The organism is Sphingobacterium corticis, assembly GCF_042684745.1.
Classification (GTDB): Bacteria; Bacteroidota; Bacteroidia; order Sphingobacteriales; family Sphingobacteriaceae; genus Sphingobacterium; species Sphingobacterium corticis.
In genome coordinates this window covers 226,370-238,617 of the sequence record NZ_JBHUMA010000004.1, presented here as the reverse complement: position 1 = coordinate 238,617, position 12,248 = coordinate 226,370, and the positions used below count along the sequence as shown (strand labels likewise).

Genomic DNA, 12,248 nt, shown 5'->3' with positions numbered 1-12,248 from the left:
GTACAGCGTAGTTTTTAAAATCACGTTTTCGACCAATTAAATTAAATCATCACCAATATACGCCACAATCCCGAAATTGCCATACCAACGAAGGCAACTGGAATCAACACTTTCCAACACAGGTTCATCAATTGATCGGCTCGAAAGCGAGGTAATGTCCATCGAATCCACATTTGTACGCCGACGATGAACAACGTTTTGGAGATGGTCCAAAACAATCCCCAATATAATCCGGTCGTCCAAGTTGCCAATTGCAAACTGCCGATGTTGGGCAGGGGCGTATTCCACGCGCCTAAAAACAACACCACGCCCATCATCGAAACCAAAAACATCATGGCATATTCTGCCAAGAAAACAAAAGCAAAGCGGATTCCACCGTATTCGGTATGAAAACCACCAATTAGTTCACTTTCTGCTTCGGGGATATCAAACGGTGCGCGATTACATTCTGCCAAGGTTGCAATAAAAAATATAATATAAACAACCAGCAAATGTGGCGCTTGGAAAATGTGCCAAGCTAAAATACCGCCGACCTCATTGATTTCCCAAATACCGAATAATTTGATTTCTGTTGTCGCCAGAATGCCTTGGCTCGCGGCAATATCATTTAAATTAAGCGTTTGCGATAACATCACCACCGCAATCAGCGATAATCCAATGGGAATTTCGTAAGAAAGCATTTGCGCTATCGCACGGATTGAACCCAACAGCGCATACTTGTTATTAGATCCCCATCCTGCCATTAAAATACCAATCGCATCAATGGAAATAACCGCCATAATAAAGAATAACCCCGTATTTGTATTGGCTGGAGCAAAATCCGGCGCCCAAGGAATTACACTAAATCCGATGTAAACGGCAATAAAAATAACGATCGGCGCAAGTGCAAATAATACCTTATCAGCAACGCTGGGCGTAATAAATTCTTTTTGGATAAGCTTGAGAATATCGGCAATGGTTTGAAGGGAACCAAACTTTCCCGTTTCCATTGGACCGAGCCTATCCTGAACAAAACCAGCTATTTTACGTTCTGCATAAACAGCAAACAACGTAAAGAAGGCAATAAAGATAAATATTGCGATAGGCGAGATGATATGGGATAAAAGTTCGGACAATGTTTTTTAGAACAATTCTTAACTACACGCAAACTTAATGAAAACGCTTCAATATAACGATGTAGCGAGGCACGAATGTTGCCCGTTTAGCAATAAAAGATATGACAATGACAAAGAATTGGATGATTTTTGCAGTGCTGGTAGCCAGTCTGCTCATCGGAGCGTGTAGTACGCAGAAGAAAAACAAGCAAATGACGGCGGCCGGAACGTTGGAAAATGTTACTTGGCGTTTGGTAGAATTGAACGGTAAGTCGGTTGCGGAGCAAATTAATGGTAAGGTTCCGTCATTAAAGCTGATGTCGGAAGATAAGCGCTATGCTGCGGTGACGGGCTGTAATGGCATTGGAGGGAATTATACTGCCTCCGAAGGAAATTTATTGAGTTTTTCTGCCGGCATGTCGACTAAGATGTTTTGTGAGGGCGCGATGGAGGTGGAAGATGGTTTGAGCAAAGTGTTTCCGTTGGTTTACGGTTACGAAATGAAAGCGGATCGCCTTGTGCTGAAAGATGGAGAAGGAAAGAAATTAGCAGAATTTACATTGATGCCCTAAAAGGCATCAATGTAAATTGAATGTATTTAATCGACGATCTTAAGTACTTTGATCTCGAAAATTAATGGAGAATTTGCTGGGATGCTCCCACGGCTTTGGTCTCCATAAGCATATGCGGAAGGCGTGATAAAGCGAATGTGATCTCCAGGTTGAAGACCGCGATCTAACAATCCATGCACAGCTTGTTTGCTGTTAGCAGATGGTTTTGGGAAAAATGCTCTATGCCAAGCTGGAATAAGCTGTTTAAGGCCGAACGCAAAACCTTCGGCCGCCTGATTTCCGTCCACTTCTGAACCGTTTAACAAAAGTACGCGATAGTTCACGGTTGCTGTCGGGAAGATATGACTACCATCTGGGTTCAATTTGTATTGAAACGTAGCGGTGTCAGCTTTGCTTATTAGTTCATAGTAGATGCCTGATCCACTACTATCCGCTATGGCATTTGGATATTTTTCTGAGGCAAAGTTCTTGATTGCTTTCTTGTCTAATTCAAACTGAGCGTTAGCATCGAAATTGTCTTCCGATGAGCAAGCCCACAACGCCAAAAAGGCAATAAATCCTAACACGATCGTTTTTAAAAGTTTCATAGGTAAAATTTTGTTAATCAATGTTTGGTTAAACGTGCCTGTATTCGCGACGCGACAATCATTGGTAGAAAAATCTGGGTTTACGAAATAAGTTGATTATTGTCGTCAGGGAAAACCAAAGATGGCTCGTGCTGTTTCGCTTCATCATGGTTCATCCAAGCATACGAGATAATAATTACCACATCACCAACTTGTACTAAACGCGCTGCTGCACCGTTTAAGCAAATTGTTCCCGATCCGCGAGCACCTTTAATAACGTACGTTTCAAAACGCGCTCCATTGTTGTTGTTTACAATTTGCACTTTCTCATTGGCTATGATATTAGCCGCATCCATCAAATCCTCATCGATCGTAATACTGCCGACGTAGTTCAATTCTGCCTGGGTTACTTTTGCCCGGTGAATCTTGGATTTCATCACTTCAATCATCATGCTGCAAAGGTACTGTTTTTTCTATTGGAATGTTTGTTTGCTTGCTGTCAGGATTACGTTGTCGATCAGCCGAACGCCTTCTATCCACGCCGCCGCAATGACCACATAATCTTTATCGTCCTCAATCATGGTCGCCAGCGCCAGCGTTTTTGCTTCGCAAATAGCCAAATATTCGACTTTTAGTGGTGATGTTTGTTCAATCGTTTGAATGGCTTCTGGGGTTAAATGCTGCAGATCCACAGATTTAAATTGTTGCTGAATGCGATTCAGTGCACGCGGCAAAGCATAAGCGTGTTCGATTCCTTCCGGCGACAAGCGCGTGTTTCGTGAACTTAGCGCCAATCCATATTCATTACGTTTCGTTGGAACAATATCTAGTTGAACAGGAAGTTTTTTTACTTCGACCATGCGCTGAATAACCATCACTTGCTGGAAATCCTTTTGACCAAAAAATGCCACATCAGGCTGCACCAATTGAAACAACTTGTAAACGACTTGCGTAACACCTTGGAAATGTCCGGGACGATGTTCGCCTTCCCAAATGCGATCCAAGTTGCCTAAATCAATCGACCATTCCGGTTCGTTTGGTGGATACATCGCGCTTACATCGGGTAAAAACAAAACATCGCATCCGATTTGGTTCAATAATGCCTTATCCTGTTCAATCGGCCTCGGATATTTTTCTAAATCTTTTGGATCGTTAAATTGCGTGGGGTTGACGAATATGCTACAAATTACGATATCCGTTTTTTTCTGTGCTTCCTGAATTAAGGTAAGGTGTCCTTCATGCAAAGCGCCCATGGTTGGCACAAAACCTACTTTTTTTTGCTCTTGTTTAACGTTATGCACATATTGCTTTAGTGCAATGGGATCGAGTATGATTTCCACGTCAGTATTCTTTGAAATAGCCCGCTAAGGTGCGTAATATTTTTGGGAATATAAAACCATGATTGGCAATCAATTGGTTAAAAGGATAAAAAGTCGTACATTTGTACACCGATTTTATTTATCAAAACAAAAAAAGTAAGTGGAGATGGCAAAAACGAAAATATTGTTTGTAACCCATGAGATGTCGCCTTTCCTTGAATTAAGTAAAATTTCTGAAATTACTCGTCAGTTGCCACAAGCTATGCAAGAGCGCGGATTCGAAATCCGTATTCTAATGCCACGCTTTGGTAATATCAACGAACGCAGAAATCGCTTACACGAGGTAATTCGTCTATCTGGTATGAACATCGTGGTGGATGGGGATGATAACCCCTTGATTATTAAAGTGGCATCTTTACCAGCCGCACGCATGCAGGTGTATTTTTTGGATAACGAAGACTATTTTCAACGGAAAAAAGTATTTCGCGACGAAAACGGAAAGTTTTTTAACGACAACAATGAACGTGCGCTTTTCTTTGGAAAAGGAGCTATTGAAACGGTTAAAAAGCTTGGTTGGGCTCCCGATGTAATCCATTGCCATGGTTGGTTTTCATCTATGATTCCGGCGTACATCAAGAATGTATATAACGACGATCCATCTTTTAAAGATACGAAGATCATCTATTCGCTTTACGATGAGGATTTCAACGCTGAGGATACATTGTCCGAAAAATTTGGCGCAATGGCAGGTCAATCTGATTTGTCTGCAGAGCATGCTGCAAGATACGGCAGTGGTTCTTATACCGATTTATACAAAGGTGCGTTAGCATTTACGGATGTAGCGATCAATGCTGGTTTGCCAGCGGATCATGAATTGCTGCAGCATATTGCTACCGAAGGTATTCGTTTGCACGCTACCGAAGGCGATGAAGATTACGAATCTTTCGCAACATTATACGACGAGTTTGTCGGCGAAGAAGTAATCGCGTAAGCAAAAGTTCCGCAGTATTCACTGCAATCGATATTCTAAAGCAAAGGTCAGTAACGTCCTTTGCTTTTTTTGTTTTTAGAATCTTTATAGAAGTTACCGGCTATGAGGTAAAGATGTGAAGTCGTAAGTTCGTTGAGTGGTTGATTTATGAAATTGCTAGATGGCTTCACCACTCGTTCCTCGGGTTCCTAATGACGACAAGATGAATCATGCGTTTTATGGCTCTAACAACTCATAATTTCAGAAATGTCTAAAAAGCAAATAAGCTCAATACCTTGCAGTATTGAGCTTATTTATTTAAAGATTAAAAGGCTTTGCCTTATTTTTTTGCATCGTTTTTAGCAGCAGTGATTTCGTTACGAATTTCTTGTGCTAAAGTTTTAATTTCTTGCAATCCTTTACGTACACGAGTACCAGCTGCCGCGTTACCGTTGTTGAAGAACTTGTCAGCATCGCCTTCGATAGAGGCAAGTAGGTCTTTAAGTTGATTGAAATTTTTCATGTTTAAATACAATAATAAATAATTAATATAAAAGTCGTTTTTACCTAGATGTAATCCTAAGATAGGATAAATATACAAAAGGTTCCTTTAAAAAGTAATTTTTTAGTTTTTTATGTCAAAGCACGTCTAAGGCACTATTCTACAATTGTTAGTTCATCGATAATGTTTTTCGCACCAGCATATTTATCGATGATGAATAGTACGTAGCGAATATCTACCGAAATAGTGCGCTGCAATTTTGGATCGAAAATCACATCACCTGCCATCGCTTCGATGTTACCGTCAAATGCAATGCCAATTAACTCGCCTTTTGCATTTAAAACCGGAGATCCCGAGTTGCCTCCTGTAATATCCTGATCGCTCAGGAAGTTCACTGGCATATAACCTGCCGCATCAGCGTAGCGACCGTAATCTTTCGTTTTCTCCAATTCGATCAATTTTTCTGATAAGTCAAATTCCTCATCACCAGGTACATATTTAGCAATTGTTCCCGTTAGCGTGGTGTAGTTGTTGATCGTGGCATCGTTGCGTTTATCTTTCGGTAACGCACGAATGGTACCATAAGTTAAGCGTAAAGTAGAGTTTGCATCTGGATAATATTTTCCTTGCGGATCCATTTCCAAAACACCCTTTACATACAAGCGTGCCGCTTTGTCGAACGCTTCTTCCAATTTCGCTGTTTCCGGATTGGTTTCACGATACTTCTGCATTAGCGAAGATGAAAGTTGGAATAGCGGATCATTTTGAACGGTTGCTGCATTTGGATCATCCAAGAAAGCGGCCAGTTTTTCTGCGCTTTGAAAGATGCTTTTATCTACTGCATTGGATACATCGTTTGTAAAATTATTTTGGTTTTGAGTGGCCATCGCAGCTACTTCCGGAGCAACGTTGCCAGCTTTGGAAGCATACAAACTCAATCCTGCAGCCAAAACATCCTTTTCCAATGGCAAATGCATTTTTTCATAATTGTTCGCAATATAGCTTTCCAAGCGCGGACGCATTTCCTGACGTTTTGCTTCGTTCTCGTTGCTGTATTGAATCAAACCGTTACCTAAAGATGCAGGAATCGCAGCGAAAGATGCCGAGCGGAGCAAGCCAGTCAGGTAATTGTCGTGTCTTGCTTCCTCGTTTGTTGCTTTATAATAAGCGTTGATCGTTGGGATAACTTGACCGTACATTTCGCGATTCGCCGGACGATTTGCCCATTTTGCAAAACGTTTTTCTTGTTTACGTTTCGTTGCCGCGGTGCGATGTTTGGTTAACGCATCAATCATTCCTTGACGATTTTTCCAATAGTTAGCGATACCGGAGTAAGTCGATGCATAATTCAATTTTACATCTTGATGCTGATCCATGTGTTTTTTCATGGCATCCATACCTACTTTCGATGCCTCTACCCAAGCTGGATATGCATATTGTACATTTTGATCGATTCCAGCAGCATTCATCCAACGATTTGTACGACCTGGGTATCCCAAAATCATAGAAAAATCACCTTCCTTAATTCCTTTAATGCTGATCGGCAAAGAATACTTTGGTTTCAAAGGCACGTTCTCTTTCGAATATTGTGCTGGATTCCCATCTTTGTCTCCGTAAACGCGGAATACAGAAAAATCTCCGGTATGACGCGGCCATTCCCAGTTATCGGTATCACCACCAAATTTACCTACGCTATTCGGCGGAGTACCTACCAAACGAACATCGGTGTAATCTTGGTAAACGAAATAATAATATTCGTTGCCGTTATAGAAAGGGCGCACGGAAACCACATATTTTCCGCCTTCGCTGTTTTCTTTTTCAATTTTGGCGATCTCTTGATTGATGACTTGCTCACGTTCTTTCTCGCTCATCTTATCGTTTACCAGACCCAAAATACGTTTGGAAACATCATCCATGCGGACAAAGAAACGTACGTAAAGTGATTTTGGCTTTAATTCTTCTTCGTGATTTTTTGCCCAGAAACCGTTAGTCAAATAATCCTTTTCAGGCGTTGAAAGTTCTGCAATGGCACCGTAGCCACAGTGGTGATTAGTGAATACTAAGCCGCTTTTCGAAACAATTTCTGCAGTACAACCACCGTTGAATTGCACAATCGCATCTTTTATGCTAGAATTATTAATGCTATAAATTTCTTCTGCAGTTAACTGCAATCCTTTTTTCTGCATATCCGCTTCATTCAAGCGCTTCAAATGCATTAAAAACCACATCCCTTCATCTGCCCAAGTTGTTAAGCTAACAACCGATAGCAATAGGATAAACATTGTTTTTTTCATGTATTATTGTGTTTATATCGCAACAAATTTGCTGTAAATAATCTTGAAAACAAAACCTTAGTCGGCAACATCCCCGTGTTTTACTATCTTTGTAACATGGCATCTTTCGAAGATTTTAAGCTCAACAGGCAACTGTTGAATGCAATTGCGGAGGCCGGTTACAGCGAACCGACCGAAATTCAGCAAAAGGCAATCACTCCTTTATTATCAGGGCAGGATGTCATGGGGATTGCGCAGACCGGAACCGGTAAAACGGCTGCGTTCGTGCTTCCATTGTTGATGACTTTAAAATATGCGCAGGGCAATGATCCGCGCGCTTTGATCCTTTCTCCTACGCGAGAGCTAGCGATGCAGATCGAAGAACAAATCCGTTTATTCTCGACGTATCTCGATCTGCGTACCGTTTTGCTGTATGGAGGTTTAGGTCCGAAAACGCAGAAAGAGCAATTGGAAAAAGGTTGCGATATTATCGTGGCAACGCCAGGACGATTCTTGGATTTGTATTTATCGGGTCATATTCACACCAAACAGATCAAGTTCTTGGTCATGGATGAAGCGGATAAGATGATGGACATGGGGTTCATCGGAAAGATTCACCGCATTTTGGAAGTTGTTCCGCGTAAGCGACAAAATATGCTGTTCTCCGCAACGATGAGTGAACTCGTGCGGAAGATCGCAGGTGATTTCTTGGCTTTTCCTACCATTATTGAAGTGACAGAACAAGCTACGCCAGCAGCTACGGTAACGCAATCGCTCTATAAAGCACCAAATTTGCGTACGAAATTAAATTTGTTGCAGGTTTTGTTTAAAGACGATGAAGCTTTTCACCGCGTGATCGTGTTTTGTAAAACAAAAACGGTTGCGGATAATATTTTCGTGTATTTAGATCGCAAATATACGTCGGATGAAGTGCGCGTTATCCATGCGAACAAAGGACAGAATACACGTATCAATTCCATCAATGCATTCAAAGATGGAGAAGTGCGTATTTTGGTAGCGACGGATGTTGCAGCGCGCGGATTGGATGTGTCGAATGTTAGCCATGTGATTAACTTCGACGTGCCGATTGTTATCGAAGACTATGTGCACCGCATCGGCCGTACGGGAAGAGCATTCAATAATGGTGATGCGATTACATTTTGCAATCCGGCAGAAGAATATTACGTGAAAAAGATCGAGAAATTAATTCGCCAAACTATTCCGGTGCTAGATTTGCCGGAAGGCGTAATCGTGGAACCAACGGGATTTGATGAGCGCCAAGCGATTGCTCGTGAAATCGATATGCAAATGCGGAAAGAAAATCCGGATTTCAAAGGCGCTTTCCACGAAAAGAAATTCGTTCCGAAAAATAAGAAGAAAACAGACAACAAAAAGCGTAACAACGGCAAGGCTTTCAAGCCTGCTAAACTCGGAAAGCGCAAATGAGATTGTCCCCACTAAATATCGTGTTGGCTTGCATATTGGTGTGGGCAATTTCCGAAATGGGGCAAGACGGAGAAGCATTGTTTTCTTGGGGATGGTTGATGTTGTTAGTTTTTGTGTTGATCGTTGTCGATATCGTTTCCCGTCTATGGGCACGCGACACACAACGATTATGGTGGATGCAAATTGCCTTTATTTTGATCACAGGCGTTTGTTCCATCCTAATAAAATTGATTTAATGTACATAGATCGGACTGAAAAATTATCCGATTTGTGGAATCCATAATAGATAGTAAGAGATATGAAAAAAGCAGAGATCAAATTAAACGTAGAGTTGGACGATAAAAATGTGCCTGAAACCATCCAATGGTCTTCGTCAGACGGTGAAAACTCGGATGAGATGAATGCAAAGGCGCTGTTTTTGGCACTTTGGGATGCCCAATATAAGAACTCGTTGCGTATAGATTTGTGGACAAAAGATATGCCTTATGATGAGATGAAACGTTTTTTCTACGAAACGATTCAAACTTTAGGCGATTCCTTTTTACGTGCTTCGGGAGGTGATCCAATGGCAGAAAAAGTAATAGGCGATTTACGCGATTACTGTGCACATTTTGCAGAGAAAATGGAAGTAATCGAGCCGCAAAGCTAATCGGATATTTACGAGCAAATCATTAAAAGCAATGAATTACTTTTTAGTGAAATCGGAGCCCTTCAAATATAGCTGGGAACAGTTTAATAAAGACGGCCAAACGTTTTGGGATGGCGTACGCAATTACCAAGCGCGCAACAATATGAAGGCCATGAAAAAAGGCGATTTAGTACTTTTTTATCATAGCAATGAGGGAAAGGAAGTTGTGGGGTTGGCTAAAGTGGTAAAGGAATTTTATCAAGATCCAACGACCGACGACGATAAATGGGTTGTTGTTGATTTGGCGCCAGTAGAAACATTCCAAAAGCCAGTAACCTTGGAAGCAATAAAAGCCGATAAAATGTTGGAAGATGTTGCTTTGGTTAGGCAAGGCCGATTATCGGTTATGCCACTCAAACAGGCAGAATTCGACCGTATTGTAGAAATGGGAAATAGCTAGTTCAACTAGTTATTCCTGTTCTTGAAAGAGCTTAATAAGCTCTTGTAGCACTTCTGCATTTTGTGGCTTCAACTTACCTGACAAGATCAGGCGAAGTTCCCGACGTTGCAGGGCAGAAGTGTATAAATTCTTTTCATTTTCCGTTTCCGGAACAAGCATTGGAACCGCTTTCGGTTTGCCGTTTTCATCCAGCGCTACAAACGTGTAATATGCTTCGTTCGATTTTTCCCTTGTTCCTTTCGGTAGATTCTGAGCGAAAACTTCCATGCGAACTTCCAACGAGCTATTAAAAGCGCGTGTAACTTGCGCGGTAATGGTAACCACATCGCCAAGCTTTACCGGACGTTTGAAAGAAACATTATCCACCGAAGCTGTCACCACCACATTATTACAATGCTTTTGTGCGGCCATTGCAGAACAGATATCCATCCAGTACAAAAGCTTTCCACCCATTAAATTTCCAAACGTGTTGGTATCATTGGGAAGAACCAATTCGTTCATCTCGGTGTAAGAATGTTTAGCTGTTTTCGAATCCATGATCTAATTGTTAGTTGCTGACTAATTCTTTGTTTATTTGTTTTAAGCTTTCGATAAATGGGGTGGGTAGGTAACCCAATTCCGACTTCGCTTTATCTAAATGAAACCCTGTTTTTCGCGGTCTGTTGTTCTCTTGTCCAATATCCTTTGCCGATATCGGTTCAATCAAACTGCGGTCTAAATTCCAGAACTTAGCTACTTCTTGAACGATTTCTAAGATCGACATCATCTCGTTTCCACTGATGTGAAAGATGCCTTGCGCGTTCTGGGAAGCAGCCAGATAACAAGCTTCTGCTAAATCTTCCACCCAGGTTGGCATGCGCCATTGATCGGAAACAACACGAATATTTTGCTTGTTCCTCAACGCTTCCTTAGCCCAAACGACCAAGTTCTTCGCTGAACTTCCCGGATTTGGCGTCCCGTAAACGAGAATAGTGCGCAAGATCGCGTGCTTACATCCGCTGTCAATTAAGATCTGCTCCGCATCAATCTTGCTCTGTCCGTATGCGTTGCAAGCTCCCGTGTCATCGGTTTCGCGATAAGGGCCGTTCAATCCGTCGAAAACGAAATCGGTGGACAAGAAAGTGATATGAATGTCGAATTCCGTTGCTAGATCGGCTAACTGTTTAACGACCTGAATGTTTACACGTTGACAACGTTCCGGTTCCTTTTCGCAAACATCAACGCTACTAATCGCTGCGGTGTGTATGATGTGTGTTGGGGCAAAAGAACGAACGACTCGATCTAATTCTTCCGGTTTGTCGAAATTAGCTTGCTCGAACTGATGCGGAATAGTCGAAGGAATTCGATCTGCCGAGCCGGATGTGCAAAACAACATGACATGGGCATTCGCTGACAAACGTTTTACTAATTTTTGTCCGAGAAATCCGTTTGAACCGGTAATGAGAATTCGCATTTTACGCAGTTAGTTTGTCCATTGAAAAGGCATTTCCTTTACCAGCATAGAGCGGTCGATTACTTTAATTTCTAAGTCGAGAATAGCTTTCAAAGCGTCGTATTCAATTTTATCCGCATCGTCGCTGGCCATGTGATAATCCGCATGACCGCCCGTATGGAAAAATAATACGGGAATATCTTTCTTGTAAAATGAGGTTTGATCGGATCCACCATTACCATCTTTGCTGGTAAAGAATTTGATGTCACTCGTCAAACCATCAAATATTTCCACAAAAGCCGGACTTGTGCCGTGGCCGATAATGGCCAAACCATTTTCAGGTTGGTAGCGTCCGATCATGTCCATATTCAACATCCAATGTATATCCGTCAAAGGAATTGTTGGGTTTTCCGTAAAATATTTTGAGCCGAGAAGCCCCAATTCTTCCGCCCCGAAGGCGATGAACAGTATATTGAAAGTTTCTTTTTTATTATTCTCGCTGTAATGCCGAGCCAACTCCAACAAACCGGCAATTCCGGAAGCGTTATCATCAGCACCGTTATGTATTTCGCCAATATGTAACGTGTCCCGAGATCCACCGATGGTACCATGACCTAAATGATCGTAGTGCGCGCCGATTACGATGGTATTTTTCGCGCCATTATCCAAGAATCCAATAACATTGTCGGCTTGGCGAATGGAGTCCGCAACGGGAACGCGTTTGATTTTTGCCGTAAACGACTGGCGGTATCCATCCGTTCCTTTAGGAACTAGACCGTACTGCTTGAAAGCTTCTTCGATGTAATCTGCTGCTTCTGCAACTTGTTTTGATCCGGTTTCCCGACCTTCCATTTCATCCGAAGCTAAAAAATAAATATGCTTTTTAAGATTCGCTGAATTGATTTGCGCACTGGCAATACCTGAAACGCAACCAAAAAGCAGCACGAATAGAAATCGGGAGAATAAAGTTAACGTCATTCGTATTT

At 41.8% G+C, this 12,248-nt stretch carries 15 protein-coding genes; 6 read left to right on the top strand and 9 right to left on the bottom strand.

All coding sequences use genetic code 11. The annotated features are described in order from the left end of the window. Positions 1-41 precede the first annotated feature (41 nt). Positions 42-1,115: an NADH-quinone oxidoreductase subunit NuoH gene (gene nuoH, locus ACFSQ3_RS02220; protein ID WP_380867103.1), complete on the bottom strand. Its 1,074-nt coding sequence runs from the start codon at positions 1,113-1,115 to the stop codon at positions 42-44. Between the two features lie 107 nt (positions 1,116-1,222). On the opposite strand from nuoH, the gene ACFSQ3_RS02215 reads away from it, so the two are divergent. Beyond that, positions 1,223-1,666: an META domain-containing protein gene (locus ACFSQ3_RS02215; protein WP_380867101.1), complete on the top strand. Its 444-nt coding sequence runs from the start codon at positions 1,223-1,225 to the stop codon at positions 1,664-1,666. Between the two features lie 26 nt (positions 1,667-1,692). Here ACFSQ3_RS02215 and ACFSQ3_RS02210 read toward each other — a convergent pair whose 3' ends face one another. The 3 genes from ACFSQ3_RS02210 to panC all read right to left on the bottom strand — a co-directional run bounded on the left by ACFSQ3_RS02210 (position 1,693) and on the right by panC (position 3,572). Further along, complete coding sequence (locus tag ACFSQ3_RS02210; RefSeq protein ID WP_380867099.1) at positions 1,693-2,253, bottom strand: FKBP-type peptidyl-prolyl cis-trans isomerase; 561 nt, start codon at positions 2,251-2,253, stop codon at positions 1,693-1,695. 80 nt (positions 2,254-2,333) lie between these two features. Next, complete coding sequence (gene panD / locus ACFSQ3_RS02205) at positions 2,334-2,684, bottom strand: aspartate 1-decarboxylase (RefSeq protein WP_380867098.1); 351 nt, start codon at positions 2,682-2,684, stop codon at positions 2,334-2,336. A 21-nt stretch (positions 2,685-2,705) separates the two neighbouring features. Continuing rightward, positions 2,706-3,572 carry a pantoate--beta-alanine ligase gene (gene panC, locus ACFSQ3_RS02200; protein ID WP_380867097.1) on the bottom strand — a complete coding sequence of 289 codons (867 nt, stop codon included), beginning with the start codon at positions 3,570-3,572 and terminating at the stop codon, positions 2,706-2,708. 145 nt (positions 3,573-3,717) lie between these two features. Here panC and ACFSQ3_RS02195 point away from each other — a divergent pair, with 145 nt between their 5' ends. Beyond that, positions 3,718-4,542, top strand: a complete 825-nt coding sequence (locus tag ACFSQ3_RS02195) for a glycogen/starch synthase (protein ID WP_380867096.1) — start codon at positions 3,718-3,720, stop codon at positions 4,540-4,542. Positions 4,543-4,861: 319 nt separating this feature from the next. Here the strand turns inward: ACFSQ3_RS02195 and ACFSQ3_RS02190 are convergent, their stop codons facing one another. Beyond that, positions 4,862-5,044 (bottom strand): histone H1, encoded by a 183-nt coding sequence (locus tag ACFSQ3_RS02190; RefSeq protein WP_066755046.1) that lies wholly within the window; start codon positions 5,042-5,044, stop codon positions 4,862-4,864. Between the two features lie 134 nt (positions 5,045-5,178). Next, on the bottom strand, positions 5,179-7,317 hold the full coding sequence (locus tag ACFSQ3_RS02185) for a S46 family peptidase (RefSeq protein WP_380867094.1): 2,139 nt from the start codon (positions 7,315-7,317) through the stop codon (positions 5,179-5,181). 96 nt (positions 7,318-7,413) lie between these two features. Here ACFSQ3_RS02185 and ACFSQ3_RS02180 point away from each other — a divergent pair, with 96 nt between their 5' ends. The 4 genes from ACFSQ3_RS02180 to ACFSQ3_RS02165 all read left to right on the top strand — a co-directional run bounded on the left by ACFSQ3_RS02180 (position 7,414) and on the right by ACFSQ3_RS02165 (position 9,830). Next, entirely contained in the window at positions 7,414-8,742 is a 1,329-nt protein-coding gene (locus tag ACFSQ3_RS02180) for a DEAD/DEAH box helicase (protein WP_380867093.1), read from the top strand. Beyond that, complete coding sequence (locus tag ACFSQ3_RS02175; protein WP_380867091.1) at positions 8,739-8,978, top strand: hypothetical protein; 240 nt, start codon at positions 8,739-8,741, stop codon at positions 8,976-8,978. Before ACFSQ3_RS02180 ends, ACFSQ3_RS02175 begins: the two co-directional genes overlap by 4 nt. A gap of 62 nt (positions 8,979-9,040) precedes the next feature. Continuing rightward, a complete protein-coding gene (gene gldC, locus ACFSQ3_RS02170; RefSeq protein WP_380867089.1) occupies positions 9,041-9,391 on the top strand; it encodes a gliding motility protein GldC in 351 nt (116 codons plus the stop codon). A gap of 31 nt (positions 9,392-9,422) precedes the next feature. Further along, positions 9,423-9,830, top strand: a complete 408-nt coding sequence (locus ACFSQ3_RS02165) for an EVE domain-containing protein (RefSeq protein ID WP_380867088.1) — start codon at positions 9,423-9,425, stop codon at positions 9,828-9,830. 9 nt (positions 9,831-9,839) lie between these two features. Here the strand turns inward: ACFSQ3_RS02165 and ACFSQ3_RS02160 are convergent, their stop codons facing one another. From ACFSQ3_RS02160 to ACFSQ3_RS02150, 3 genes are read right to left on the bottom strand one after another with little or no spacing between them, the layout of a single operon-like run. Next, positions 9,840-10,367 carry an acyl-CoA thioesterase gene (locus ACFSQ3_RS02160; protein WP_380867086.1) on the bottom strand — a complete coding sequence of 176 codons (528 nt, stop codon included), beginning with the start codon at positions 10,365-10,367 and terminating at the stop codon, positions 9,840-9,842. Between the two features lie 10 nt (positions 10,368-10,377). Next, positions 10,378-11,283, bottom strand: a complete 906-nt coding sequence (locus ACFSQ3_RS02155) for an SDR family oxidoreductase (protein WP_380867084.1) — start codon at positions 11,281-11,283, stop codon at positions 10,378-10,380. Positions 11,284-11,292: 9 nt separating this feature from the next. Then, positions 11,293-12,240, bottom strand: a complete 948-nt coding sequence (locus ACFSQ3_RS02150; RefSeq protein ID WP_380867083.1) for a M20/M25/M40 family metallo-hydrolase — start codon at positions 12,238-12,240, stop codon at positions 11,293-11,295. Positions 12,241-12,248: the final 8 nt, after the last annotated feature.